General features: G+C 75.5%; 22 protein-coding genes. 17 read left to right on the forward strand and 5 right to left on the reverse strand.

The window, feature by feature from the left end:
• Nucleotides 1-119: 119 nt before the first annotated feature.
• Entirely contained in the window at nt 120-812 is a 693-nt protein-coding gene (locus OG553_RS00805) for a DUF4232 domain-containing protein (protein WP_405977052.1), read from the forward strand.
• Here the strand turns inward: OG553_RS00805 and OG553_RS00810 are convergent.
• The 3 genes from OG553_RS00810 to OG553_RS00820 all read right to left on the reverse strand — a co-directional run bounded on the left by OG553_RS00810 (nt 781) and on the right by OG553_RS00820 (nt 4,198).
• Complete coding sequence (locus OG553_RS00810; RefSeq protein WP_405977053.1) at nt 781-1,323, reverse strand: DoxX family protein; 543 nt, start codon at nt 1,321-1,323, stop codon at nt 781-783. The genes OG553_RS00805 and OG553_RS00810 overlap by 32 nt on opposite strands.
• A complete protein-coding gene (locus tag OG553_RS00815) occupies nt 1,320-2,459 on the reverse strand; it encodes a hypothetical protein (RefSeq protein WP_405977054.1) in 1,140 nt (379 codons plus the stop codon). Before OG553_RS00815 ends, OG553_RS00810 begins: the two co-directional genes overlap by 4 nt.
• Nucleotides 2,460-2,545: 86 nt before the next feature.
• On the reverse strand, nt 2,546-4,198 hold the full coding sequence (locus OG553_RS00820) for an FAD-binding oxidoreductase (protein ID WP_405977055.1): 1,653 nt from the start codon (nt 4,196-4,198) through the stop codon (nt 2,546-2,548).
• A gap of 71 nt (nt 4,199-4,269) precedes the next feature.
• Between OG553_RS00820 and OG553_RS00825 the strand changes: the two genes are divergently transcribed.
• On the forward strand, nt 4,270-4,899 hold the full coding sequence (locus OG553_RS00825) for a TetR/AcrR family transcriptional regulator (RefSeq protein ID WP_405977056.1): 630 nt from the start codon (nt 4,270-4,272) through the stop codon (nt 4,897-4,899).
• A gap of 52 nt (nt 4,900-4,951) precedes the next feature.
• Here the strand turns inward: OG553_RS00825 and OG553_RS00830 are convergent, their stop codons facing one another.
• Nucleotides 4,952-5,380, reverse strand: a complete 429-nt coding sequence (locus tag OG553_RS00830; RefSeq protein ID WP_405977057.1) for a subtilase-type protease inhibitor — start codon at nt 5,378-5,380, stop codon at nt 4,952-4,954.
• A 411-nt stretch (nt 5,381-5,791) separates the two neighbouring features.
• Between OG553_RS00830 and lanKC the strand changes: the two genes are divergently transcribed.
• The 4 genes from lanKC to OG553_RS00850 all read left to right on the forward strand — a co-directional run bounded on the left by lanKC (nt 5,792) and on the right by OG553_RS00850 (nt 12,170).
• Complete coding sequence (lanKC, locus tag OG553_RS00835) at nt 5,792-8,431, forward strand: class III lanthionine synthetase LanKC (protein WP_405977058.1); 2,640 nt, start codon at nt 5,792-5,794, stop codon at nt 8,429-8,431.
• The gene (locus OG553_RS00840) at nt 8,428-8,571 is read left to right on the forward strand and encodes a SapB/AmfS family lanthipeptide (RefSeq protein WP_362471951.1); all 144 of its coding nucleotides are present in this window, start codon (nt 8,428-8,430) and stop codon (nt 8,569-8,571) included. The genes lanKC and OG553_RS00840 overlap by 4 nt, the downstream gene beginning before the upstream one ends.
• Before the next feature lie 99 nt (nt 8,572-8,670).
• Complete coding sequence (locus tag OG553_RS00845) at nt 8,671-10,434, forward strand: ATP-binding cassette domain-containing protein (protein WP_405977059.1); 1,764 nt, start codon at nt 8,671-8,673, stop codon at nt 10,432-10,434.
• Entirely contained in the window at nt 10,431-12,170 is a 1,740-nt protein-coding gene (locus tag OG553_RS00850; protein ID WP_405977060.1) for an ATP-binding cassette domain-containing protein, read from the forward strand. Before OG553_RS00845 ends, OG553_RS00850 begins: the two co-directional genes overlap by 4 nt.
• A gap of 66 nt (nt 12,171-12,236) precedes the next feature.
• Here the strand turns inward: OG553_RS00850 and OG553_RS00855 are convergent, their stop codons facing one another.
• The gene (locus OG553_RS00855) at nt 12,237-12,845 is read right to left on the reverse strand and encodes a response regulator transcription factor (RefSeq protein WP_405977061.1); all 609 of its coding nucleotides are present in this window, start codon (nt 12,843-12,845) and stop codon (nt 12,237-12,239) included.
• A 389-nt stretch (nt 12,846-13,234) separates the two neighbouring features.
• Between OG553_RS00855 and OG553_RS00860 the strand changes: the two genes are divergently transcribed.
• From OG553_RS00860 to OG553_RS00910, 11 genes are all read left to right on the forward strand, one after another.
• Nucleotides 13,235-13,756, forward strand: a complete 522-nt coding sequence (locus tag OG553_RS00860; RefSeq protein ID WP_405977062.1) for a MarR family winged helix-turn-helix transcriptional regulator — start codon at nt 13,235-13,237, stop codon at nt 13,754-13,756.
• Between the two features lie 91 nt (nt 13,757-13,847).
• A complete protein-coding gene (locus OG553_RS00865; protein ID WP_405977063.1) occupies nt 13,848-14,312 on the forward strand; it encodes a hypothetical protein in 465 nt (154 codons plus the stop codon).
• Nucleotides 14,309-15,175: an NmrA family NAD(P)-binding protein gene (locus OG553_RS00870; protein WP_405977064.1), complete on the forward strand. Its 867-nt coding sequence runs from the start codon at nt 14,309-14,311 to the stop codon at nt 15,173-15,175. The genes OG553_RS00865 and OG553_RS00870 overlap by 4 nt, the downstream gene beginning before the upstream one ends.
• 182 nt (nt 15,176-15,357) lie before the next feature.
• Nucleotides 15,358-16,752, forward strand: a complete 1,395-nt coding sequence (locus OG553_RS00875) for a hypothetical protein (RefSeq protein WP_405977065.1) — start codon at nt 15,358-15,360, stop codon at nt 16,750-16,752.
• Nucleotides 16,753-16,915: 163 nt separating this feature from the next.
• Nucleotides 16,916-17,545: an ankyrin repeat domain-containing protein gene (locus OG553_RS00880; protein ID WP_405977066.1), complete on the forward strand. Its 630-nt coding sequence runs from the start codon at nt 16,916-16,918 to the stop codon at nt 17,543-17,545.
• Nucleotides 17,542-18,666 carry a hypothetical protein gene (locus OG553_RS00885; protein WP_405977067.1) on the forward strand — a complete coding sequence of 375 codons (1,125 nt, stop codon included), beginning with the start codon at nt 17,542-17,544 and terminating at the stop codon, nt 18,664-18,666. The genes OG553_RS00880 and OG553_RS00885 overlap by 4 nt, the downstream gene beginning before the upstream one ends.
• Before the next feature lie 182 nt (nt 18,667-18,848).
• The gene (locus tag OG553_RS00890; protein WP_405977068.1) at nt 18,849-20,033 is read left to right on the forward strand and encodes a serine hydrolase domain-containing protein; all 1,185 of its coding nucleotides are present in this window, start codon (nt 18,849-18,851) and stop codon (nt 20,031-20,033) included.
• A gap of 84 nt (nt 20,034-20,117) precedes the next feature.
• Nucleotides 20,118-21,158: a vWA domain-containing protein gene (locus OG553_RS00895; RefSeq protein ID WP_405977069.1), complete on the forward strand. Its 1,041-nt coding sequence runs from the start codon at nt 20,118-20,120 to the stop codon at nt 21,156-21,158.
• Between the two features lie 238 nt (nt 21,159-21,396).
• On the forward strand, nt 21,397-22,554 hold the full coding sequence (locus OG553_RS00900) for an ATP-binding protein (RefSeq protein ID WP_405977070.1): 1,158 nt from the start codon (nt 21,397-21,399) through the stop codon (nt 22,552-22,554).
• A 967-nt stretch (nt 22,555-23,521) separates the two neighbouring features.
• Nucleotides 23,522-24,595: a glycoside hydrolase family 26 protein gene (locus OG553_RS00905; RefSeq protein ID WP_405977071.1), complete on the forward strand. Its 1,074-nt coding sequence runs from the start codon at nt 23,522-23,524 to the stop codon at nt 24,593-24,595.
• Nucleotides 24,596-24,659: 64 nt separating this feature from the next.
• Nucleotides 24,660-25,409 carry an ASCH domain-containing protein gene (locus OG553_RS00910; protein ID WP_405977072.1) on the forward strand — a complete coding sequence of 250 codons (750 nt, stop codon included), beginning with the start codon at nt 24,660-24,662 and terminating at the stop codon, nt 25,407-25,409.
• The last annotated feature ends 24 nt before the right edge of the window (nt 25,410-25,433 follow it).

Raw genomic sequence — 25,433 nt, forward strand, 5'->3', positions numbered from 1 at the left:
CCGTTGTCGAACGGGTCGTGCGGCGGGGTGCCGCGGAGTGTCGTCGGACCCGGCCGACTCCCTTGGCAGGGGAGCCGGTTACGGTTTCCGGACGCAAGCACCACACGGGGAGTTCCACCATGCGCATCCACCGGAGCCGTTCCGCGGCCCTGGCCACCTTCACCGGGCTCGTCCTGGGCCTGACCGGTTGCGAGGGCGGTGCCGCGGGCTCGGCGCCCGGCGCGCCCGCGGCGAGCACGGCCGCCTCGGCCTCTGCCGCCGCTCCGACACCCATGCCCACGCCGTCGGGCGCCGGGACGCCGGCGGCCTCCGCGAGCCCCACCGCAGCGGGTTCCGACGGCAAGGGCACGGAGGGCGGCGGCGGGCCCGGCACCGACGACACCTACGCCTACACGCACCCCTGCTCGGCCCGGAACCTCACCGTGAAGGTGACCGCACCCCAGGGCTTCCCGGCCACGGTCCGGATCATCACCGTCACCAACAACGGCTCCACCAGCTGCGGCCTCGACCTGCACCCCGCCGTCGGCTTCAGCGCCAAGGACGCCGCCCTCGGCATCCAGGCGAAGCCGCCCCAGGGCATCGGCGGTCCGGCGCACCCGGTCCGGCCGGGAGCGACGACGTACGCGGCCGTGGACCTCAACCCGTCGGGCGGCACCGGACCCGTCGCCGACGAGATCAACGTCCTGGCGGACGCCTACCACATGCCGAACGCGGACGGCGTCAGCCTTCCGCTCACCACCCCCCAGGCCGTGGCCGGGCCGAAGGTCGGCCTGTACCACTTCACCGCCCGGGACTCGTATCAGACCCTCTAGCTGGCGTCTGCTGGTCCTTGGCCCGTTTGGCGACGACCGCGGCCGCCGCGACCGCGCTCGCGGTGAAGGCCAGTGCGAGCATCCACCGCTGGTCGAAGGTGTGGCCGGTGGCGTGGTCGAGGGAGTAGCGGCCCGCGCCCGCGAGGCCGATGGCGGCGGCGGTGAAGCCGAGGAACGCCGGGTACTCGTAGCCGCCGGCCTGGGCGAAGAACCCGGCCGGGGCGTGGACGGACACCGCGCCCGCCATGGCGCCGGCCGCGGCGGCGCCGGCGGCCGGGGTCGCGAGGCCGAGGACGAGCAGGGCCCCGCCGCCGGTCTCGCCGAGTCCGGCGGCCAGGGCGCTCCGCCTGCCGGGGGTGAAACCCATGTGCTCCATCGCGGCGGCGGTCTTGTCCAGGCCGCCGCCGCCGAACCAGCCGAACAGCTTCTGGGTGCCGTGCGCCATGAGCACGGCCCCGGTCCCGGCGCGGAGGGCCAGCAGCGCGAGGTCGCGTCGGTTGATGCAGCTCATCGAAGTCTCCCTGGGACACGGGGCCGGATGCCGGGAACATCCGTATCCGTTTCGGACGACGACGCCCCGCGTACGGGCACAGGTCCGCCGATCGGGCGAGCGGCGGGTGGCGCAACCTCCCCCGGCCCGCGCCCGGGGCGCGTACGCAGCCAGTACGAACGCGCCGCCACGGTCAGGGCGGTGCCGTAGACGGCGAAGGCGGCCATTCCGATCCAGCCGACCAGCAGTGCGTCACCGGTGGAGTGGAAGTCGCCGAGCCGCATCGGGGCCGCTCCGGACGCCGCCAGGAGCAGGTACCCGACTCCCGCGACGCCGTACGGGGCGAGGGTGGCGGCGCCGAGCAGGGCCGGGGTGAGCGGGAGCCAGCGCGGGACGCGGCGGCCGCTCAGCAGGAGGGTCCAGCGGGGGAAGACCTGTCCCCACGGGCGGACCAGGCCCCAGAGCAGGAAGACGCCGAGGCACGCCAGCAGGACGGTGGGGTCCAGTCCGAGGGACTCCAGGGCGAGGAAGGCGTCCGAGGCGCCGTTGCGCTCCGACGAGGCGAGCACCTCCGCGCCGCTGAGACCCGCGAACGTCGCGCCGGACGCCCAGAGCAGCTTCATCACCGCGTAGGGGACGAAGGCCAGTGTCCCCGCCCAGGCGGCGAGCAGGACCGGGCGCGGCGCGGCGGACGGCGCCCGCACGGTGGTGCCGGCGGGCGGTCGGCCGGACCGGGCCGTGGCCGCGAGCAGCACCGCCCCGAGGGCCGCGAGGGCCTTGTTCGCGGCGGCGGGACCGCTGTCCACGCCCTGGCCGAACACCAGCGTGACCACGTCCATCAGCAGGCTGAACGCCATGGCCCCGGCCAGGGCGCACAGCACCCAGAGCAGCGCGCGTACCGGCGGCCGGGGCCCGTACGGCGCCGCCGCGCCGGCGGCCGTCGCGGACAGCGCGGCCAGGGCGACGGCCCCCCACCCGAGTCCGGGGGTCCCCGGGCCGCCCCCGTGATAGGACAACGGGGTCCCGGTCAGCACGCACGCCAGGCCGAAGCCGGCGTACAGCACCGCCCACAGCGTCGTCGCCGGGGCCGCCCTGCGCTGCCACCCCCGCCGCCGGGCACTGCGGGGCGTGTCGGTCGTCCGTTCGGAATCCGTCATGTCCCGAACCTCGCACCGGGCGGGTCGGCGCGGCGTCGGCCGGCGGGACCATCCGTCTCCCCCGGCCGGGGGAGGCGGGCGGCCCGTCAGCCGATGAGGACGCCGGGGTTGAGGATGCCGCGCGGGTCGAGCGCGCCTTTCGCGGCCCGGAGGGCCAGTGCGAAGGGTTCGGGGCGCTGGCGGTCGTAGCCCGGGCGGTGGTCGCGTCCCACGGCGTGGTGGTGGGTGATGGTGGCGCGGTGGCGGTGCAGGACCTCGCCGGCGACGGCCTTGAGGTCATCCCAGAGGGCGACTCCGTCGTCGGGCCGTCCTGCGGCGAGGACGGTGAAGTAGGGGGCGGCGCCGTCCGGGTAGACGTGCGTGAGGCGGCAGTTGACGAGGGCGGGGTGGCCGGTGGCCTTGAGCGCGGCCGCCCCGACCTCGGTGCGCACCTCGTCGATCAGGGCGGGTACGCGGTCCCAGGTGGCGGCCGTCTCGAAGGTCTCCGCCACCGCGCCCATACGGACGAGGCCGTCGCGGAGGTAGGGCATCCGCAGGAAGGCCGCGCGCCAGGCGCCCACGGCCGCGTCGCCGGGCCGGCCGGTGTTCCCTTGGGCCCGGCCGGCGTTCACGTGACCGTCGTGCCGGCCGGTGTTCCCGTCGTGCCGGCCTCCGTGGGAGCGGGCCAGCTCGACGGCGCGCGCGAGAGCGCCGTCCACCGGTTCGTGCGCGGACTCGAAGCCGAGGACGAGGACGGAGCCGCCGTCCTGGGCGGCGCCCGACAGGGCCGCCTCGCCGGGGTCGAGGAGGCGGCAGTTGGCGGGTGCGAGGTCGGACTGCGCGAGGTCGCGCACCGCGCGGAGGGCGGCGTGGAAGTCCGTGAAGGCGACGGCCGCGGAGGCCTTGTGGCGGGGGCGTTCCTGGAGGCGCATCCAGGCCTCGGTGATGACGCCGAGGGCTCCTTCGGAGCCGAGGAAGAGGCGGTCGTGCGAGGGGCCCGCCCCGGAGGCGGGCAGGCGCCAGGAGCCGCTGGTGCCGGCGGGGGTGACCACGCGCATCGACTGGACGAAGTCGTCGATGTGGGTGCGGCCGGTGGCGTAGTGGCCGCCGGCCCGGGTGGCGAGCCAGCCGCCGAGGGTGGAGAACTCGAAGCTCTGCGGGAAGTGGCGCAGGGTCAGGCCGTGCGGGCGCAGCTGGGCTTCCAGGTCCGGGCCCAGGGCGCCGGCCTGGATGCGCGCGGCCCGGCCGGTGGTGTCGACCTCCAGGACGCGCCGCATCGCGGTCAGGTCGAGGGACAGCACCGCCCGGTGGGCGTCGCCGCGGTACTCCACTCCCCCGGTGACCGAGGAGCCGCCGCCGTACGGGACGACGGCGGTCCCGTTGCCGCCGGCCCAGTCGAGGAGGTCGGCGACGTCCTGCTCGTCGCCCGGGCGGGCGACGAGGTCGGGGATGCGGCCGGGCTGTCCGCGCAGGGCGCGCGCCACGTCGCGGTAGGCCTTGCCCATGGCGTGGGCGGCGCGGTCGGCGGGGTCGGCGGTGACCAGGTGGGCGAGGGCGGGCGGCGGTTCGACGGCAGGGGCGCCGACGCGGAGGTCGCGCACGAGGTCGCGTACGTCGGGGACGGGCAGGGGCCGGGCGAGGGTGCCGGGGAGCAGTGCCCCCATGGCGGCGCACTCGGCGTCGTCGGGGTGGGCGTCGGTCCAGCCCCAGCCCCACCAGGAGCGGGTGCGGGTGGCCGGGCGGGGGGTGTTGCCGTCCATGGGGGTGCTCCAGAGGTCGCCGTGGCATTGAACTTACCTAGAGGTAAATTACCTACTGGTAAGATCGGCTCATGGCAACCCCTTCTTCGAAAGCCGGCACCAAGGGAGTCCCCCGCGAGCACCGCGCGCGGCAGATGCTGGACGCCGCCACGGAGGAGTTCGCCGCCCGCGGCTACGCGGCCGCGTCCCTGCCGGCGATCGCCGCGCGGGTCGGCGTCACCAAGACCCTGCTGCACCAGTACTTCGGCACCAAGGAGGACCTCTACACGGCCTGCCTGGTCCCGGTCGGCGACCGGATCCTGGAGGCCGTCCGCACGGCGATGGGGCCCGACGGGACCACCCCGCAGACCCCGCTGCGCGTACTGGAGGCGATCTTCACCGTGCTGGAGGGGCGGCGGGAGGCGTGGTTCGTGCTCTACGACACCACCCTGCCGCCCGGCGGGGAGGCGGCGCGCACGGCCGCCGGGTACTGGTCGGCCATCGACAGGCTGGCCGCTGCCGGCACCGCCGAACTGCTGCGCGGCGCCGGATCCCACGACCCGCTGGACGCCGACGCGCTCAGGTACGTGTGGCGCGACCTGGTCGCCACCCTGGTGCGCTGGTGGGTCAAGCACCCGGAGCAGACCCCGGAGGCCATGACCCGGCGCTGCGCCCGCCTCTTCGCCGCGGCCGCGGCCCTCGCGCCGGACGGCGGCCGGTGATCCGGCGGGCCGGCGGGCCGGGCGGCCGGGCGGCCGGGCGGCCGAGGGACGGTCAGAAGGCGTAGAGCGCGTTGCCGTTCAGGGTCGCGGCCATCTCGCACGGGTTGGGGAAGGTGTGCTGCCACGCGATGCGGCTGCCGCGCCAGACGCCGTCCGCCGTCACCGTGACGGGGGCGTACTGCCGGGGGCAGGGGCGGTCCGGGGCCGGGGCGGCGAGCAGGCGGTCGAGCTTCCCGCCGGTGGCGCCCAGGGCGTCGCAGGCGGCCCGGGGGGCGGGGTGCGTGCCCTCGGCGGTGTAGGCGCAGCTGAGGGTGACGGCCCGCTGGGCGGTGCCGGTGGCGGCGTCGCGGCCCTGGATGACGCTGAAGACCATGGCGGAGGGACCGTGCGGGGTCGCGGGCGCGGCCTCCGCCACGCCCGTGGCGCCGGCGAGGCAGAGGAGGGCGGCGGCGGAGACTGCTGCTGAGCGGCGGAGACGCACGACGGGACTCGCTTTCGATTCAAAGGTTGAAACTGGCCCAATCTCTGTCATCCAGCGGCCAGTTGGGGGTGACACTGCCAGATGCGAAAGGCCTCCGCACATCGAGGATCGATTTACGGACGCAGCGTTCGGATATCGGATGCCTGGTGGCGGCGGCCACCGGTCCGCCGCGGGGCCGTCCAGGGTGACCGGATCGGAACGGCGGCGGGACGGACGGCGGGTCGTACGGGGGGCTGACGGCAGGTCCGGTCACGGGGCGGACGAGGGCGGACGAAGGGCGTGCGGGGGGCGAGGGGGTGCGAGGGCCAAGTGACCCGTGCGTACTGCACGTCGGGCTGATGACAAACGCGACTGTCGCGGGCTCCCCGCGGCGTGTCACCTTTGCTGCCGTCACCGACCGAGGGAGCAGGAGTGAACAACGGGCACGCGGCCTTCTGCGACGCCGACCGCTGGTTCTACGACGCCCCGTACCGGCGCGCCGGCGAGGAGTTCCCGGCGGCCGCCGCCCCCGTCCCCGAGGGCTGGCGCTCGCACCGCAGCGGCGACTGGCTCGCCCTGCGGCCCACCGGTCTCCGGCTCCCCTCCCAGGGCTGGAAGATCCACGTGTCGGCCAGCCTCGACAACGCGGAGTCCGTACTCGACCGGGTCCACGCCTACTGCGTCCAGCGGCGGACCGCCTTCAAGTTCGTGCCCAGCCGGTACCTGCTGCACCTGCGCAACGCCAAGTACGCGGACCGCGCGGCGAGCGGCAAGTTCCTCACCGTCTACCCCGCCGGCACCGACGACTGCCGGCGCGTCGCCGAGGACCTGGACGCCCTGCTGGCCGGCGAGCCCGGCCCGTACATCCTCAGCGACCTGCGCTGGAACGACGGCCCGGTGCACCTGCGTTACGGCAGCTTCACCCTGCGGCACTGCTACGGCGAACAGGGCGAGCTGGTCCCCGCGATCGAGGAGCCCGGCGGGCGGCTGGTGCCGGAGGTGCGCGGGCCGGTGTTCCGGCCGCCCGCCTGGGTGGAGCAGCCGGACTTCCTGCGGCCGCACCTGGAGCGGCGCTCCGCGGTCACCCTGGAGGGCATGCCCTACACCGTGGAGCGGGCCCTGCACTTCTCCAACGGCGGCGGGGTGTACGCGGCCCGCGACACCCGCACGGGAGAGCCGGTCGTCCTCAAGGAGGCCCGCCCCTTCGCCGGGCTCGCCGCCGACGGGGCGGACGCGGTGGCCCGGCTGCACCGGGAGCGCAGGGCGCTGGAGCGGCTGGCCGGACTGGACTGCGTACCCGCCGTCCGCGGCGCCTTCACCGTCGGGGACCACCACTTCCTGGCGCTCCAGTACCTCGACGGCAAACCCCTCAACACCTACTTCGCCCGCCGCCATCCGCTGATCGAGGCCGACCCCGAACCGGCGGAGCTCGCCGACTACACCGACTGGGCACTGAAGATCCACGCCCGGGTGACGGAGGCCGTCGACGCCGTCCACGCCCGCGGGGTCGTCTTCAACGACCTGCACCTGTTCAACATCATGGTCGCGGAGGACCCGGCCACCGGCGAACCCTCCGTCGCCCTGCTCGACTTCGAGGCCGCCGCTCACGTCGACGAGGGCCTGCGCCAGACGGTGGCCAACCCTGCCTTCGTCGCGCCGCCCGGCCTGCGCGGCTTCGCCGTCGACCGGTACGCCCTGGCCTGCCTGCGGCTGGCCCTGTTCCTGCCGCTGACCAGCCTGCTGGTGATGGATCGGGGCAAGGCCGCGCACCTCGCGGACATCGCCGCCGAGCAGTTCCCCGTACCGCGTTCCTTCCTCGACGAGGCCGTAAGGGAGATCCTCGCCGGTGCGGCCGACGGCTCCCCCGGCGGGCGGCCCCCCGCACCCGCCCGGCCGTACCTCCCGGCCCGCCCCGAGGACTGGCCGGCCGCCCGCGCCTCCCTGACGGCGGTCCTGCGCGCCACCGCGACCCCGGAGCGCGAGGACCGCCTCTTCCCCGGGGACCCGGCCCAGTTCGCCACCGCCGGCGGCGGTACGGCCTTCGGCCACGGGGCCGCCGGGGTCCTGTACGCGCTCGCCGAGACGGGCGACGAGCCCTGGCCGGAGGCCGAGGAGTGGCTGCTCGCCCGCACCCGGGACCCCGAGTCCGGAACCCCGCTCGGGTTCTACGACGGCCTCGCCGGGCTGGCCTGGACCCACCACCGGCTCGGCCACCACGACCGCGCCCTCGCCCTGGTGGAGCGCCTGCTCGGCCAGCCGTGGCAGTCCGCCGGACCCGACCTGCACGGCGGCCTCGCCGGCATCGGCCTCGCCCTCGACTCCCTCGGCACGGCCACCGGCGAAGGCTCCCTGCACGGTGCCGCCCTGCGCTGCGCCGAGCTGGCCCACGCCGCCGCCCCCCGGCTGAAACGGGCCGGGCTGCTGTACGGCCACAGCGGGATCGCCCTGCTGCACCTGCGCCTGTACGAGCGCACCGGGGACCCCGAACTGCTGCGGCGGGCCGGACACTTCCTCCACCGGGACCTGGACCGCTGCGTGACCAGCGCCTTCGGCACCCTCCAGGTGGACGAGGGCTGGCGCACCATGCCCTACCTCGGCGCGGGCAGCGTGGGCATCGGCATGGTCCTGGACGACTGGTCGCGGCACGCGCGGGACGACCGCTTCGAGAAGGCCCGGCCCGAGATCGTCCAGGCGGCCCAGGCCACCTTCTACGCCCAGCCGGGCCTCTTCCGCGGCGCCGCCGGAATGATCCTGCACCTGTCCCGGACCACCACCCCCGGCCCCGGCACCCGTCCCGCGGACATCGGCCGGCAGATCGAAGCGCTGGCCCGCCACGCCCTCCCGTACGAGGGGCACCTCGCCTTCCCCGGCGAGCAGATGATGCGCCTGTCCATGGACCTGTCGACCGGCACCGCCGGGGCCCTCCTGGCCCTCGGCAGCGCCGCCACCGGCGGACGCGCGCACCTGCCCTTCCTCCCGCCGCCGCGCACGGCGGCGGCCCCAGAGCCGGTCCCCCTCCGGGGGGCCGTGACCCATCGGAACACACCAGCGAAGGAAAGGAACCAGCCATGACCCTTCTCGACCTGCAGTCCATGGAGACCCCGAAGGAAGAGACCACCGAGGCCGCGGAGTTCGGCGGCGGCGGTGGCGGCAGCCGCGCCAGCCTGCTCCTGTGCGGCGACAGCAGCCTGAGCATCACAACCTGTAACTGATCGGGTCACTTCGGGCCCGGGCGGAACCTCGCCCGGGCCCGCACCTCATCCCGGGGCGCCCGCGTCCCGGGCCCCGGGAGACACGAGGAGCCGCCGCCGATGACCCCGCCCGACGAGGCCGCCGGAGTCCCGGCCGTCGACCCGCCCGGTGGAGCGGCGGCCGCCGACCGGGCGCTGAGGGCGGCCGCACGGCACAGTGCCGGCCGCACCGCCGCCGTGGCGGGCTGCTCGCTGGGCGCCGCCTGCGCGGCGCTCGCCGAACCGGCCCTCCTCGGCCACGCCCTCGACCTGCTCCTGCGCCGCGACCCCTCGGGCACCCCGTGGGCCCTGTACTGCGCGGCGGTGATCGCCGCCGAGGTGCTGCTGGACGCCGCGACCGCACGGCTCACCGGTGGTGTCGACGCCCGCTCCACCGCCTGGCTGCGCCGGCGCGGCCTCACCGCGCTGCTGCGCACCGCGCCGCACCACGCCGCCCGGTACTCCCCCGGCGAGGTCTCGGCCCGGCTGACGGCGCACGCCACGGCCGCCGGGACCGTTCCCGCGGCCGCCGCGACGGCCGTCACGGCCCTGCTGCCGCCGGTCGGGGGGCTCGTCGCCCTGTTCCTCGTCGACGTCTGGACCGGCCTCGCCTTCCTCGCCGGGGTGCCCGTACTGGCGCTGCTGCTGCGGACGTTCGCCCGCGCCTCGGACGCCAGCGTGGGCCGGTACCAGCAGGTGCAGCTCACCCTGGCGGGGCGCCTCGCCGAGGCCCTGGCGGGCGCCCGCACCATCGCGGCGGCCGGCACCGCCGACCGGGAGGCCGCGCGGATCCTGGCCCCGCTGCCCGAACTGGGCCGCGAGGGACGGCGGATGTGGCGGATCTACGGGGGGACCACCGCCCGCACCGGCGCCCTGATGCCCCTCCTGCTGTACGTGGTCCTCGGCGTGGGCGGCATCCGCCTGGCGGCCGGGGCGCTCGGCGTCGGCGGCCTGCTCGCCGCGGTCCGATACGCGGGGCTCGCGGCCGGCGCCGGGACCGTCACGGGCCGGCTCGCGGCGGTGGTGCGCGGCCGGGCCGCCGCCCGCCGCACCGCCGCCGTCCTCTCGCTCCCCGAACTCCCCCAGGGGGAAGGGGAGTACGCCGCCGCCGGGCCCGGCACGCTGGAGCTGCGCGGGGTCACCCTCGTGCGGGCCGGCCGGACCGTGCTGAGCGGCGTCGACCTGCGCCTCCCGGGCGGCACCACCACCGCCGTCGTCGGCCGCTCGGGGTCCGGCAAGAGCCTGCTGGCCGCCGCCGCCGGACGGCTCACCCCGTGCGACGGGGGCCGGGTGCTGCTGGACGGGACCCCACTGGAGGCGCTCACCACCGGGGCGCTGCGCCGCGAGATCGGCCACGCCTTCGAGCGCCCGGCCCTGTTCGGGGCGACCGTCGGCGCGGCCATCACCTTCGGAGCCCGACCGGCCGACGGGCCGGACCCCGGGGCGGACCCCGTGCGCGACGCCGCGCGGGCCGCCGGGGCCGAGCCGTTCGTACTGCGCCTGCCCGAGGGCTACGGCACATCCCTCGCCGACGCCCCGATGTCCGGCGGCGAGCTGCAACGCCTGGGGCTGGCACGGGCGTTCCACGGTGCGGAACGGGTGCTCGTGCTGGACGACGCCACCTCCTCCCTGGACACCGTCACCGCCCGCGAGGTGGAGCGCGCCCTGGCCCGCGACGTCCGGGCCCGGACCCGGATCGTGGTGACCCACCGCGCCGCCACGGCCGCCCGCGCCGACCTCGTCGTATGGCTGGACGAGGGTCGCGTACGGGCCACCGGGACGCACGCCGAACTGTGGCGGGACCCCGCCTACCGGTCGCTGTTCGGAGCCGGGGCGGACCGGTGAACGGGCACGGCACCTGGCGGCGGGTCGGCGGCGAGGGCCTGCGCTTCCTGCGCGGCCGCGCCCGGACCCTGCGCAGCCTCGCGCTGTGGTCCCTGCTGGAGTCCGCCCACACCTTCCTCGGCGGGTACGCGGTGGCCCGCGCCCTCGACGACGGCTTCCTCGCCGCCCGCACCGGCACCGGCCTCGCCTGGCTGGCCGTCGCGGGGGCCGGCGCCCTGCTCGGCGGGCTGGCCCTGCGCGGAGTGTTCGGCGGGCTCGCCGACCTCGTCGAACCGCTGCGCGACGGCCTGGTGCGCCGGGCCGTGCGCCAGGCCCTGGAGCGCGCGGTCGCCGACCCCGCGCGGGCCGCGCACGACGGCGCCGTCTCGCGGCTGACCCAGCAGACCGAGATGGCCCGGGACTCCTTCGCCGGACTGGTGCTCGTCGCCCGGTCCTTCGTCTTCACGGCGGCGGGCGCGCTGGCCGGGATGGCGGCGCTGGCGCCGGTGCTGCTCCTGTTCGTGCTGCCGCCGCTGCTGCTGGGCACGGCCGGGTTCCTGCTCACGCTGCGCCCGATGGCGCGGGTGCAGCGGCGGGCGCTCGACACCGACGAGGCCCTCGCCGCGCGGACCGGCGAGCTTGCGGCGGGCCTGCGCGACGTGGTCGCCTGCGGGGGCGGCGCCGAGGCGGGCGCCGGCCCGCTGCTGCTGATCGCCGAACAGGAGCGGCTGGCGCGGCTGCTCGCCCGGTGGGCCGCGCTGCGCACGGTGGCGCTCGGCGTCGCGGGCCGGCTGCCGGTCGTCGCGCTGCTGCTGGGGGCGCCCTGGCTGCTCGGGCGCGGGCTGAGCGCGGGGGCGCTGGCCGCGGCGCTCACGTACCTGGTCCAGTCGCTGCTGCCGGCGCTGGACGCGCTCATGGGGGCTCTGGGATCCGCGGGCACCAGGCTCGTGGTCGTGCTGGACCGCTTCTGCCTCCCGCGGCCGGGACTGGAGACGGAAGGGGTGCCGGTGGCCGCGCCCGTGCCTGACCGCGGCGGGGGGCTCGCCGCCGAGCTGCGGCAGGTGGGGTTCGCGTACGGGGTCCACGCGCTGCCGGTGATCGACGGGCTGGACCTGGCGCTGCGCGAGGGGGAGCACCTCGCCGTCGTCGGGCCGAGCGGCATCGGCAAGTCCACCCTCACCGCGCTGCTGGCCGGGCTCCTGCCGCCCGGCCGGGGCACCGTACGGCTGGCCGGCGCCCCGGCGCGGCCCGGGCCCGCGCGGGGTCCCGATCCCCGGCGGACCCTGCTGCCGCAGCAGGCGTACGTGTTCACCGGCTCCGTCCGCGAGAACCTGACGCACCTGTGCCCCGGGCCGGTACCGGGGGCACGGCTGGAACGGGCCGTGGCGGCCCTCGGGGCGGACGGCCTCGTGGAGCGGCTGGGCGGGCCCGACGCGCCGCTGGACCCGGCCGTGCTCTCGCAGGGCGAACGGCAGCTGCTGGCCCTGGTGGCCGCCCACCTCTCGCCCGCTCCGCTGCTGCTGCTCGACGAGGCCACCTGCCACCTCGATCCGCGGGCCGAGGAGCGGGCCGAGCGGGCGCTCGCCGACCGCCCCGGCACCCTGGTCGTCGTGGCGCACCGCATCTCCTCCGCGGTCCGGGCGGACCGGGTCCTCGTCCTCGACGGGAGCCGTGCGGTCTGCGGCACGCACGCGGACCTCCCGGCCAGGTCGGCGCTGTACCGGGAGCTGGTGGGGGTGTGGAACGCCCGGGTCTGAACGGGCGGACGGGGACCGGCGGGTGGGTACGGCGAGTGCGAACGGGCGGGCGTGGAGGGGCCGTTCTCAGACCCAGCCGGCCGTCCGGGAGATCCGGATGGCGTCTATCCGGTTGCGGGCGCCGATCTTGCGGGTGGCGGCGGCCATGTAGTTGCGCACGGTGCCGCTGGCGAGGTGCAGGGTGTGCGCGATCTCCGCGATGGAGTCGCCCTCCGCGGCCCGGGCCAGGACGGTCAGTTCGCGCGGGCTGAGCGGCATGGGGTCCGCCTCCAGCAGGGCGGAGGCGAGGGAGGGGTCGACGAACCGCTCCCCGGCGGCGACCTTGCGGATGGCCCGGACGAGCCGGCCGGGGGATCCGTCCTTGTCCACGTAGCCACGCGCCGCGGCGCGGACTCCGCGCTGGAGGGTGCCGGGCGCTCCCGAGGTGGCGAGCACCAGCAGCGGGGCGGGCGGCCCGTCGAGCGGGCGGGCGTTCCCGGCGCGGGCCTCCAGGGTGGCCGAGGCGCCGGGACAGTCGAGGTCCACGACGGTCACGTCCGGGCGTAAGGACTCCGCCTCGCGTGCCGCGGACCTCCAGCCGGCGGACGTGACGTCGAAGCCGCCCTCGGATCTCAGGAGCGCGGCCAGCGCCGACCTCACGATGCTGACGCTGTGCAGGACGAGGACCTTGGTCATCGGGGCTCTCCTCGGGTACTGATCAACGGGCACCAAGCGGGTGCCCAGCAACCAACCGGTAGGAACGTCCGCGTGCGCGGCGCACGGGGGCGCGTGGCCGAAGCCCGGTGCCCCGGCGCCGGGCCGGGCGGGTGGCCGCACCCGCGCCACGCTCGGCGGGTTCGGCCGCGGCGCGGGGGCGCGCGCGTCGCCGCACCGAAGCGGTAGGGCTGATTCCGGGTGCCTTCGGGGCGGCCGCTCCGGGTACTTCCGGGCCCCGCGCCAGGTCGGGGGGCGGACACGGGGCCCTTCGAGATCCCCGCCCGGCCAACAGCACCGCCACGACGCGCACTTCGCCGCGGCCGCGCCGCCACTTGACCGGCAATCTGATTAGCCGCCATACTTTCTCCGTGATCCAGCATTCCGGCGACGAACCCGACGCGCCCACCCTCGACCAGGCCCGCCGCCAGATCGCCCGCTACGGCCTCACGGCCGATCCGCAGGCGGTCCTGGTCGCGGCACGGCTGATGGCGGCCGGCGCGCGGATCGGGCAGGCCGGCGAGGTGCACTTCGGCCGCTTCGGCCTCTCCACCGGCCGCTACCGACTGCTGGCCGATCTGGAGGACCACGGCGGCGAGAAGTCCCCCTCCCGGCTCGCGGCGAGCCTCGGCGTCTCCCGGGCAACGGTGACGGGCCTGGTCGACGGCCTGGAACGGGAGGGCCTGGTGGCCCGTCGGCCGTCCACCGAGGACGGGCGCGGCAACGTGGTGATCCTCACCGCGCGCGGCGCCGACAAGCTGCGCGACCTGGCTCCGGAGCACTACGGCCGGATGGAGGGCCTGGTCGGCGGCCTCTCCCCGCAGGAGCGCGCCACCTTCCTCGACCTGCTGGCCCGGGTGGTCGCGGGCATCGACTCGCTCACCGGGGACTGACACCACCCCCGGGCGGGCCGCCGGAAGGCGGTCCGCCCTTTCTTCGCCCAAATACTTAGGCCCCTAATCATCTCCTCGGAGAGGACGATCCATGACGAGCACGAAGGCCCCCGGCGCGCCCCCTCGGCCCGCCCTGTGGCCCGATGTCCTGGCCGCCTACGCCATGCCCGCCCTGACGGCCGGACTCGCCGGGGTCATCACCCGGCAGCCGCAGCTGCTGGCCGCGGCCCTCACCACCATCGGCGGGACCTCCGCCCTGGTCACCGCCGTCCTCGGCGCGGTACTGCGGCACCGGCCCGTACGCATCCGGACCGCCGGGCCCGCCCGGACCCCGCGTCCGCTCGCTGCCGCCGGCCTGGGCCTGGCGGGCGCGGTGCTCGGCCTGGCCGCCGGCCTCGCGGCCGCCCACTGGCTGCCGCAGGTCCCGGCCCTCGCCGGCCACCCCTGGCCGCGCCGGCTGCCGGTCGACCTGACCGTCTCCGCCGCGATCGCGGCCACCATCACCGCCTGGCGCCGGCTCCCCGGCACACCCCGACCCGGAAGGAACACACCGTGATCGTCATCATGGGCGCCGCGGGCGCCACCGGCGGCGCCACCCTGCGCAGCCTCGCGTCCCTCGGAGCACCCACCCTGGCCCTGACCCGCGACCCCGCCCGGCTGGCCGCCGGGCTCGACGGGAACACCCTGGCCCGTACGACCGTCCTGGCGGCCGACGCCGCCGATCCCGCATCCCTGCGGGCGGCCTTCCGGGGCGCCCGCCGGCTCTTCCTCACCATGGCCAACGGCCCGGACCAGGTCCGGTACGAGCTGAACGCCGTCGAGGCGGCCGCGGACTGCGGCCTGGAGCACATCGTCAAGGTGTCCGCGCCCGCCGCCGAGCCGGACTCCCCCGTCGCCGTCTCCCGCGGCCACCACCTGGTCGAGGAGCGGCTGCGGTCCTGCGGCGTCCCCTCCACCGTCCTGCGGCCGTACGCCTTCATGCAGAAGCTGCTGCTCCTGGCACCCGGGATCGCCCGCGCCGGAGTGGTCCACGGCGCCATGGGCCCGGCGCGCTGCAACTACGTGGACGTCCGGGACGTCGGCGACGCCGCGGCCACCGTCCTCAGCCGCCCCGAGCCGGCCGGCGGCGCGCACCCGCTCACCGGCGGCCGGGCCTACAGCCACCCGGAACTCACCGCACTGCTGGGCGACATGCTCGGCCGGCCGGTCCGCTACCTCGACCTCGGCCCGTCCGAGCTGCACGCCCACCTCGTCGGCAGGGCCGGGATGCCGCCCTGGCTGGCCTCCCACGTGGTGGAGATCCAGCAGCTCGCGGTGGCCCGCGAGGAAGCCCCGGACGACGCCTACCTGCGTCTGACCGGTCGCGCCCCGCGCACCCTGGAGGCCTTCCTCCGCGAGAACCTGCACCGGTTCCGCTGACCGGGGTCAGCAGAGCGCCTGTTCTCGGGCCGTTCGCACACCTTCGTGATCCGTACGGGCTGTCCGGCCGCCCGTACGGATCACGCCGGGGAGCCGACCGCGCGCGTGCGTGGTCGGCTGGGCACGGCCCGCCACGGTCCCCGACGGCCGGCCGTCCCCGCAGTCACGAAGGAGGAACCCCGATGCTCCGTCGGCACGTACCGGCCGTCCTCGCCCTCGTCACGGGCTCGCTGGTGGCAGTACCCGTCCAGACCGCGCACGCCGCCACCGTCCAGGTCCCCTGCTCGGTCCCGGACCTCGTCGAGGCCGTCAACACCGCGAACGGCACCCCGGGCCCGGACACGCTGCGGCTCGCGCACGAGTGCACGTACAAGCTGAGGGCACCGGATCCCGTACACCCGGGCAACGGACTGCCGGTGATCACCAGCGAGATCACCATCGACGGGCGCGGGGCCACGATCGAGCGCGACGGGCAGGGGAGGAAGGTGCCGAAGTTCCGGATCATCTACGTCGAGAACACGGGCCACCTCACGCTGAAACGGACGACCATCCGGGGCGGCTACGCCACGGACTGCCCCGCCTTCCCCGACGCCGTCGGGGTCGCCTGCGGCGGCGGCATCTCCAGCAACGGGAAGATGAAGATCACCCACAGCAAGGTCACCGGCAACACTGCCGCGTCCCGGATCTTCGCCCAGGGCGGCGGCATCGACAGCCCCGGCCGCTCCGGGAGCGTCAACGAGACCGAGGTGAGCGGGAACCACGTCGTCTACGACGGGACCGACCCCGAGGGGGGCGCCGCGGGCGGCGGCATCTCCAACGACGGCCCGCTGACCGTCACCGGCTCCCGGCTCACCGGGAACACCTCCACCGTCACCGCGGACACCGGCAGCATCGCCTTCGGGTCCGCCATCATCAGCTTCTACGGCACGACCATCAAGGACACCGTCATCAGCGGGAACCGGGCCTTCGCCGAGAAGGGCATCGCGCGCGGCACCGTGGCCAACGGCATCCCGGAGGGGTTCGGAAAGCTGACCCTGACCGGCGGGGCCGTCCGCGACAACCTCGCGGACGCCCCGCAGGGCGTGGCCCAGGGCGGCGGCATCGCCAACAACGCCCTGATGACCGTGTCCGGCGTGAAGATCAGCGGCAACCGGGCGGTCGCCGAGGGCGGCACCGCGCGCGGCGGCGGCGTCCGCGTGGGTCCCTTCGGCACGCTCGACCTGAAGGACAGCCGCATCACCGGGAACACCGCCTCGGCGGCGAACGGCACCGCTCAGGGCGGCGGCGTCGACAACCCCGAGGGCGGGGTCCTGAGGGCCAAGCGCAACGAGATCCAGCGCAACGCCGTCACCGCGGAGAACGGCACGGCGCAGGGAGGCGGTCTCTACCACGCGCAAGGCGTGCTGAGGCCGGGCTCGACCACGCTGGAACGGAACACCATCACCCACAACCGGGCGGGCGACGGCGGCGGGATCTTCAAGGCCTCCGGTGCCCTCACCCTGAACGGTGACGTCATCCGCGACAACCGGCCGAACAACTGCGCCCCGTCCGGCGCGGTCCCCGGCTGCACCGGCTGAGCCCGCCGGGCCGGCCCGGTCCGAAGGACGTGCGACGCGGCCTGACGGATGCCCGCCCGGTGCGGATCAGCCGATCGGATGACCCTCGGGTCCGCCGGGCGGGCGGCACGGGAGGGACGGCGGGCGGACGGCCCGCCGGGCGGGGCCGGGCCACGATGGGGGCATGAACCCGCACGACCGACTGCTGCTCGACGCCGCCAAGGCCGGGGACACCGACGCGGTGCGCGCCGCGCTCGCCGCCGGCGCCGCCCCGGAGACCCGCGACGAGGACCTCCGCACACCGCTGCTGCTCGCGGTGCTCGGCGACCACCTCCGGGCGGCCGAGGCCCTGGTGGCCGCCGGCGCCGACCCGAACGCCCCGGACTCCCGCGCCGACAGCCCCTGGCTGGTCACCGGCGTCACCGGCAGCGTCCGCATGATGCGGGCCCTGCTCCCGGCGGGACCCGACCTGAGGCAGCGGAACCGGTTCGGCGGGATCTCCCTGATCCCGGCCGCCGAGCGCGGCCACGTCGGATACGTACGGGCCGTGCTGGCGGAGACGGACATCGACGTCGACCACGTCAACCGGCTCGGCTGGACCGCCCTGCTGGAGCCGGTGATCCTCGGCGACGGCGACTTCCGCCACGAGGAGGTCGTCCGGCTGCTCCTCGCCGCCGGAGCGGACCCGTGGCTCGCCGACTCCAAGGGCGTGACGGCGTACGAGCACGCGGTGCGGCGCGGCTTCGACGGCCTGGCCCGGCTGCTGCGCGCGGCACAGGAGCGGCCGGGCGGCGACGGCCGGAGCGCGCGGTGAGCCGCCGGGCCCGTGGCCGGGCGCTGCTCGTGGCCGTGCCGGCCGTCCTCGTACTGCTGGGCGGCTGCACCACGGCCGGGGCCGAGGGCGGCCCGGGCCGAGGCGCCGCCACGCCCGCACCGAGCGGGACGCCGCTGCCGTCCGGCCGCCCGACCCCGGAAGGGACCCTGCTCGTCGCCGACTTCGGTGCCGACACCGTCACCTTCGTCGACCCCCGGCGCGGCCCGGTCGGGTCCGTTGCCGTCGGCACGGCGCCGTACGGGCTGGCCGTCGGCCCGGACGGGCTCGCCTGGGTGGCCACCGCCGAGGGTGTCGCGGTGGTCGACACCCGTGCCCGGACCCGTGTGGCCCGGATCCCGTACACGACCGGGACGGGTCCGGTCGGCACCGGCGAGTACCGGGGCGGCGGCATGGGCATCGCGCTCCCGCCGGACGGCTCGCGCGTCTACGTGGGGGTGAACGTCCCCGGCGGCAGGGGCGTCCTGGAGGTGATCGACACCGCCGCGCGGAAGGTCACGGCGACGGTGCCGGTGGGCCGGCGCCCGTTCGACGTGGACGTCGCCCGTGACGGCGCGGAGGTGTACGTCACCGGCCACGACTCCTTCGACGTCACGGTGGTCGCGGCGGACACGCTTGCTCCGCGCCGCATCGAGGTCGCCCCGTACGGCACCGAGGGCGGGCTCGGCTCCTGGCTCAAGCCGCACTACGCGGTCGTGCGCCCCGCGGACGGCCGGCTGCTGCTGCCCTTCGAGGGGGAGCGGCTGGCCGTGGTGGACCCGCGCAGCGGCGCGGTCGCGGTGGAGCCGATGACGGCCGACACCCACCAGCACGGAGCCGCCCTCACCGCCGACGGCCGGCTCCTCGTCGTCGGCACCGGCGCCGTGGAGGAGGGCGAGGGCCCCTCGCTGACGGTGCGCTCGCCGGGCGGCGACGAGCGCGTGTACCCGCTGGACGGCCCGCACGAGGACGTGGCGGTCTCCCGCGACGGCCGGACGGCGTACGTCACCGGCGGCTACACGCGGGACGGCTACTGGAACGGCCTGACCGTCGTCGACCTGGCCGACGGCACCACCCGGCGCCTCCCGGCCGGCGCCCGCCCCCTGGGCATCGCCGTCCTCTAGGCCGTACACGCGGTCACGGTCCGCTCCGCGGCCGCGGCCGCGGTGCGGACACGCCCGATGCGGGGGGTTCCGTGTCCGCCGGGCGGGCGCGGGGGCGCGTGTCGCGGGGGGCCGGGGCGGGCGGCGGGGTGCTAGTGGTGTGACCCGCCGTCCCACCGCTTACCGCTCACCGGGAGACATCCGTGCCCACCCGCGCCCCCGTACGCCGTTTCCGCGCCGGCCTGTCCGCCGCGGTCCTCGCCGCCGCCGCGCTCGGCGCGCTCCTCCCGCCCGCGCAGGCGGCCGGCGCGCCGCCCGGTCCGGACCGGGACGAGCACCTGCGGCGGCAGCTCGAACGGCTCGTCGCCCAGGACGACGGTCCGCCCGGGGCGATCGCCGTGCTGACCCGGGGCGGCCGGACGCAGGTGTACACCGCCGGTGTCGGGGACCTCGCCACCGGCCGTCCGCCGCACCTCGACGACCACATGCGCATCGCGAGCATCGCGAAGGCGTTCAGCGGGGCCGTCGCGCTGCGGCTCGTCGACCAGGGGGCGCTCTCCCTCGACGACACCATCGGCGAGGTGCTGCCCGCCCAGCCCGAGGCCTGGCACGCGGTGACCCTGCGTCAGCTGCTCCAGCACACCAGCGGCCTGCCCGACTTCTCGGCCGCCCCCGCGTTCCTGCGGATCCTGCAGGCCGACCCCCGGCACGTGTTCGACTCCCGCACGCTCCTCGACTTCGTCGCGCGCGAGCCGCTGCTGTTCCGTCCGGGCTCCCTGTACGAGTACTCCAACTCCGACAACATCGCCGTGGCCCTGATGGCCGAGGCCGCCACCGGACGCCGGTACGAGGACCTGCTCAAGGAGCTGGTGTACCGCCCGCTCGGGCTGCGCCGGACCAGCCTGCCCCAGGGCTACCTCCTGCCGCGGCCGTTCCTGCACGGCTACGACGTGTCCCCGCCCGCCGCACCCGAGGACGTCAGCGAGGCCGTCGGCACCTCGGGGGTCTGGGCCTCGGGAGGGATCGTCTCCACCCCCCGGGAACTGGGCGCCTTCATCCGCGCGTACGGCGGTCCCGCCCTGCTGTCGGAGAAGACCCGCAAGGAGCAGCTCGCCTTCCGCCCGGGGGACGCCTCCGAGCCGGCCGGCCCGGGCACCAACGCCGCCGGGCTCGCGCTCTTCCAGTACACCACCCGCTGCGGGGTGCTGTACGGCCACACCGGCAACTTCCCCGGCTACACGCAGCTGGCCGCCGCCACGCCCGACGGCACCAGGTCGCTGACGTTCTCCATCAACACCCAGACCAGCAAGGGCAACAAGCCGGCCCTGCTCGCCCGGCTCCGCACGGTCCAGGAGGACTTCGCCTGCGCGCTCCTCAAGGACCGCTGACGCACTGCCGCTCCGAGGCCGATTGTCAGTGGCGGGTGCGAGGATCGGAGCATCAAGTCGGGAACGGAAAAAGGGGGAACCGCCATGTCCGGAATCCAGAACTACATCAATCACGTCGCCCTCGTACTGGACGCGAGTTCGTCCATGTCGCACCTGAGCCAGAAGGTCGTCGACGTCGCCGATCAGCAGATCGCCTATCTCGCCCGGCGTTCGAAGGAACTGGACCAGGAAACCCGTGTGACGGTGTACGTGTTCTCGAACAAGGTCGAGTGCGTCATCTACGACAAGGACGTGCTGCGCATGCCGTCCCTGAAGCAGCTGTACCGGGTCGGCGGGATGACGGCGCTGCTGGCGGCCACCCTCCAGTCGCAGCGGGAGCTGGCGCAGACCGCCCAGCTCTACGGCGACCACAGCTTCCTGACCTTCGTGCTGACCGACGGTCAGGAGAACGCCAGCCACCGGTGCCCGGGCGCCCCCGGCCGCGACCCCGGTGAACTGGTGCGTGCCGTGGGCAAGATGATCGAGACGCAGGACGACAACTGGACGCTGGCGGTCCTGGTGCCGGACCAGATGGGCAAGCGGGAGGCCATGCAGTGCGGCTTCCCGAAGGACAACATCGCCATCTGGGACGCCACGAGCACTCAGGGGCTGGAGGACGCCGGACAGGTGATCCAGGAAGCCACCGAGAAGTTCATGGTGGGCCGCACCAAGGGAATCCGCGGTTCGCGGGCGGTATTCTCCACGGGCGGGGAAGCGGTCAACAAGAAGGCGATCGAGGCGGCCGGTCTCACTCCCGTGGACGTTTCGAAGTACCAGCTCATTCCGGTGGCGCGGGACGCGGCGATCCGGGAATGGGTCGTCGAGAGCGGGCACACGTACCGCACGGGTTGCGCTTTCTACCAGCTGAGCAAGTCGGAAAAGGTCCAGGCGCGAAAGCAGATAGCGGTTCTGGAAAAGAAGACGGACCGGGTCTACACGGGTCCGGAGGCCCGCGCCCTGCTCGGCCTGCCCGACGCGGAGGTGCGCGTCAAGCCCGACCACAACGACGACTTCACGATCTTCATCCAGAGCACCAGCGTCAACCGGAAGCTGGTTCCGCAGACGCGGCTGCTGCTGATGGTCTGAAGTCCCCGTCGACGTGAGGGAATCGGGGACCCCCGGGCCGCCGGGAACGGGGTCCTGAGGGCCTTCGGAGGGGGTCCCGGGCGCCTCTCACCCCGGGCCCCGACGGGTGCGTCGGCCGGGGGCGTGCGGGGTGCCCTCCGAGCGGTCCAGCGCTTCGGGAGACAGGCTCTGACCTGGCGTTTTCCTGGATCGCGCCTAGGCTGTGGAGGTCTGTCGGACACCTTCGAAGGGGGACTTCATGAGCAAGGACCGCATCGAGTACGACGCCTCCCGCATCCAGGTGCTGGAGGGGCTGGACGCCATCCGGAAGCGACCCGGCATGTACGTGGGGTCGAGCGGCGAACGCGGGCTGCACCAGCTGGTCTTCGAGGCCGCCGACCGGGCGGTGAACGAGGTCCTGGCCGGCCGCGCCGGGGCCGTGCACATCACCCTCACGGCCGACGGTTCGGTACGGATCGAGGACGACGGCCCGGGGCTGCCCGCGGAAGAGGCGGACGCGCTGCTGACCCGGCTGCCCGCCGGCCGCCGCAGCGCCGGCCGGGACGCCGTGGCCCTGAGCCTGGGCGGCAGCGGCCTCTGCATCACCAACGCCCTGTCGAGCCGCCTGACCACGGAGCTGCGGTACGACGGCGTCCGCCTGCTGCGGGAGTACGAGCGCGGCAAGGAGGTCACGGCCACCCCGCCGGCTCCGGCGGACCTGGCAGACCCGGCGGACGGCACGGGCACCGTGATCACCTTCCGGCCCGACCCCGAGGTCTTCGGCACGGCCGAGTGCTCGTTCGACGTACTCGCGGACCGCCTCCGGGAGCTGGCCCTCCTGAACCGGGCCCTCGACGTCTCGCTGACCGACCGGCGCCCCGCCGGCGGGCCGCGCTCCGAACGGTTCCGGTTCCCGGGCGGGACCCGGGACTTCGTCTCCCTGCTGGGAACGGGGGCGGGGGCGCCCGTCCACCCGGAGGTCTTCCGGTTCGAGCGGGAGGTCCCGGCGATGGGCGGCACGGTCGAGGCGGCCCTGCGGTGGCACGGCTTCCCCGGCGCCCGGGTCGCGAGCTTCGCCAACAGCTCGCCCACCCCGTACGGCGGTACGCACGCCGAGGGCCTGCGCGACGGGCTGGCCGCCGCCGTCGGCGCGTTCGCGCGCGAGCGGGGGCCGCTGTCGGCGGCGCAGCCGGGGGCCACTGCCGACGGTGTCGGCGAGGGGCTGGTCGCGGTCGTCTCGGTGAAGCTCGACCAGCCCGAGTACCAGGGCGCCACGCACGGCGTGCTCGGCAACACCGCGGTGCGCGGCTGCGTCGCGGAGGCCGTGCGGGAGGAGCTGGGCGCCTGGTTCGAACGGAACCCGGAGGCGGCCGCGTCCGTCGTCGACCGCGTGCTGCGGGACGGCCGTCCGGCCTGACCGGGCCGCCGGCCGCCCCGAGCATCTTGGCGACCCGCACGGACCGGGCGCCCCGGCCCGGCACGGCGGGCAGGGCGGCGGCGATGCCGGTGGCGTGCCGCTGCCGCCAGCGGGCCCGGACCCGCTCGGGCAGGTCCCGGATTTCGCGTTCGGCGTGGTCGAGGACGGCGAGGGGGTGGCGCAGTGCCAGGGTGCTCCAGTCCTCGAACGCGAGTGCCCCTGCGAGTCCGGGCAGCAGCCGTGCGGTGAACTCCGGCGTGCAGCCGGGCAGCAGGCGGGCCGCGTCACGGTCGCCGTACTCGGTGCGCACGCGCGGCACCAGCCGCTCGGCGAGTGCGGACCTGCGGCCGTCGCGCAGGAGCCGTGCCAGGGCTGCGCGGACCACGGCGGGTGCGTCGTCGTACGCGGCCTCCAGGGCGCTGTCCCGCACGGGCAGCCGCCGGGCGCCGCGCAGCGCGTACCGGCGCACCACCGGGTCGGGGTCGGCCAGGCGGGTCTCCAGGTGCGGGAGGTCCCCGGCGGTGAGGGCGGCCGGTGCGGCCAGCCGGCGCTCGTAGGGGCCGCGTGCGTCCAGGGCCGTGAGCAGGAGCCGCAGTGCGTCGCGGGCGGCGAGCCGGCGGGCGGTGACGGCGGTGTGCCGCAGGCGGGCGGCGTGCGGCAGGGGGCCTCCGGGGGCGGCGAGCAGCTCGTCGGCGTCGGCAGTGGAGATCACCGCGGGGATTGTGCCCGACGCCGCACTCGCGGCCCCACCGATTATCGGAGCGGACGGGCGGACGGTCCCGAGTGCTCCGTGCCTCACCTGATCGGGCGAAGGCGGCTGCGGTCCGCTACCGCGAATGGGCCAGGATCGGGACACCGGGCAGGCCGTTGTCCGCGCGAGGTGCCTAACGTCGCTGGCAAGGCACATCGTTCGCAGTCCTTTCCCGGACCCTTTCCCTGCCCCTTTCGCAGACCTTGTGGAGACGCCATGTCCCGTAGAGGCCGCTGGATGGCCGGAGCCTGCGTCAGTACGGCCGCCGCCGTGCTGCTCGCCACCGGGGGTGCCCCCGCCCCGGCGCCGCACGGGGCCTTCGGGGGCGGCTCCGGGAAGGGGGTCGCGGTGGGCGCCTACCTCCACTACGGCTCGCCCGGCGTCGACCGGATGCAGGGGCTCTCGCACTGGCTCGGCGGGACCGACGTGCGCGCCGGGCACACCTACCTGCCGGGCGACACCTGGGCGAACATCGAGGGGGCGCCCGATTCCCTGCACACCTGGGCGCGGTGGCGCAAGGAGCGGCCGGACCGGCTGTTCGTCCTCAACGTGCCCATGCTGAACCAGAACGAGGCCGACGTCCCCGACGGCCGGGTCGCCGAGCTGCTCCGTGCCGGTGCGCGGGGCGAGTACGACCGCCACTTCCGGCGGCTGGCCGGGCGTCTGGTCTCCCTCGGGCTGCCGGACACGGTGATCGTGCTCGGCTGGGAGATGAACGGCTTCAACTACACCCACCGGTGCAAGCCCGATCCGGAGAGCTGGAAGCGGTACTGGCGCAACATCGTGTCCTCGATGCGGTCGGTCCGCGGGCAGCGGTTCCGTTTCGACTTCGCGCCCAACCGGGGCCCGGACGCGATCGGCTGGACGAAGTGCTATCCCGGGGACGACGTGGTCGACATCGTCGGGATGGACTCCTACGACCAGCCACCCGGGGAGAGCTTCGAGGAGCAGGTCACCCAGCCGTACGGGCTGCAGCAGCACGTCGACTTCGCGCGGGCCCACGGCAAGCAGATCTCGTACCCGGAGTGGGGGCTGTTCCGCAACGGCGACAACGCCGAGTACATGCGGGACATGCTGGCGTGGATCGCCGACCACAAACCGCTCTACCACAGCATCACCGACTACTGCCCGCACGGGGTGTGGCAGTGCGGGCAGAACCCGCGTTCCGCGCAGGTGTTCCGGGAGTTCCTGTCGGCCGGCCGCGACGGACGGCCCGCGGGCGGGCCGCCGCGCCCGGACGGCCTCCCGGGCCGCGGGGCGGCGGGAGGCGGCGCCCTCTGGGGTGACTAGGCCGTCTGACCAGGGACGTTAACCGGTTGCGTGGCCCGGGGACTGTCTGCGTAGTGTCTGCTGGATGGACAGCACGATGCATTTGACGGAAGAAGACCTGGAGCTGGTCGAGTTCGCCCGGCGCGTGGTCGAGACGAACGGTGATGGCGAGGTGCACACCGTCGGGGCTGCCGTGCGCGACGCGCAGGGCCGGATGTTCGGTGGCATCAACCTCTACCACTTCACGGGCGGCCCCTGCGCCGAGTTGGTGGCGCTCGGGCACGCGCGTGCCGCGGGAGCGCGTGACCTGACGGCGATCGTCGCCGTGGGCGACACGGGACGCGGTGTGCTCGCGCCGTGCGGCCGGGACCGGCAGGTCCTGCTGGACTACCACCCGGGCATCCGTGTCCTCGTGCCGGTGGCCGGCGGCGTCCGGAGCGTCCCGATCGCCGACCTGCTGCCCCACGCCTATGTCCGGGGGGAGCAGGCCGTGGCGTCCGGCCCGGCGCCGGGCCCGGCCGCGGCGCAGGTCCTGTACTTCCATCGCGCCTATCTCGACGCCGTGCGCACCGGGCGCAAGACGAGCACGGTGCGGTTCCGCGACCCGGTGGAGACGGGCCCCGTGAACATGGTGTTCGAGCTGGACGACGAGGTGGTGCTGTCCGGTGTGGTCACCCGGGTCGTTTCCAAGAGAGTTGCCGAGCTGACCGAGGCGGACGCCGTCGCCGACGGGTTCCGCGATCTCGCCGAGCTGCGGGACAAGCTGCGGTTCCACTACCCCGACATCGAGCCGACCGACGACGTAGGCGTCGTGCACTTCCGTCTGGTGCCGTGACGGCCCGCGGCACCGGTCGTCGCC

Origin of the sequence: Streptomyces sp. NBC_00158 (genome assembly GCF_045160885.1) — a bacterium.
In the GTDB taxonomy this organism is placed as follows: Bacteria; Actinomycetota; Actinomycetes; order Streptomycetales; family Streptomycetaceae; genus Streptomyces.

Excerpts from the sequence above, each read along its gene's own strand:
- OG553_RS00845 (WP_405977059.1), top strand. The coding sequence starts at position 8,671 with ATGACCCCGCCCGACGAGGCCGCCGGAGTCCCGGCCGTCGACCCGCCC.
- OG553_RS00810 (WP_405977053.1), bottom strand. The coding sequence starts at position 1,323 with ATGAGCTGCATCAACCGACGCGACCTCGCGCTGCTGGCCCTCCGCGCC.
- OG553_RS00910 (WP_405977072.1), top strand. The coding sequence starts at position 24,660 with ATGGACAGCACGATGCATTTGACGGAAGAAGACCTGGAGCTGGTCGAG.
- OG553_RS00895 (WP_405977069.1), top strand. The coding sequence starts at position 20,118 with ATGTCCGGAATCCAGAACTACATCAATCACGTCGCCCTCGTACTGGAC.
- OG553_RS00825 (WP_405977056.1), top strand. The coding sequence starts at position 4,270 with ATGGCAACCCCTTCTTCGAAAGCCGGCACCAAGGGAGTCCCCCGCGAG.
- OG553_RS00905 (WP_405977071.1), top strand. The coding sequence starts at position 23,522 with ATGTCCCGTAGAGGCCGCTGGATGGCCGGAGCCTGCGTCAGTACGGCC.
- OG553_RS00805 (WP_405977052.1), top strand. The coding sequence starts at position 120 with ATGCGCATCCACCGGAGCCGTTCCGCGGCCCTGGCCACCTTCACCGGG.
- OG553_RS00855 (WP_405977061.1), bottom strand. The coding sequence starts at position 12,845 with ATGACCAAGGTCCTCGTCCTGCACAGCGTCAGCATCGTGAGGTCGGCG.
- OG553_RS00875 (WP_405977065.1), top strand. The coding sequence starts at position 15,358 with ATGCTCCGTCGGCACGTACCGGCCGTCCTCGCCCTCGTCACGGGCTCG.
- OG553_RS00880 (WP_405977066.1), top strand. The coding sequence starts at position 16,916 with ATGAACCCGCACGACCGACTGCTGCTCGACGCCGCCAAGGCCGGGGAC.
- OG553_RS00820 (WP_405977055.1), bottom strand. The coding sequence starts at position 4,198 with ATGGACGGCAACACCCCCCGCCCGGCCACCCGCACCCGCTCCTGGTGG.
- OG553_RS00840 (WP_362471951.1), top strand. The coding sequence starts at position 8,428 with ATGACCCTTCTCGACCTGCAGTCCATGGAGACCCCGAAGGAAGAGACC.
- OG553_RS00900 (WP_405977070.1), top strand. The coding sequence starts at position 21,397 with ATGAGCAAGGACCGCATCGAGTACGACGCCTCCCGCATCCAGGTGCTG.
- OG553_RS00865 (WP_405977063.1), top strand. The coding sequence starts at position 13,848 with ATGACGAGCACGAAGGCCCCCGGCGCGCCCCCTCGGCCCGCCCTGTGG.
- OG553_RS00815 (WP_405977054.1), bottom strand. The coding sequence starts at position 2,459 with ATGACGGATTCCGAACGGACGACCGACACGCCCCGCAGTGCCCGGCGG.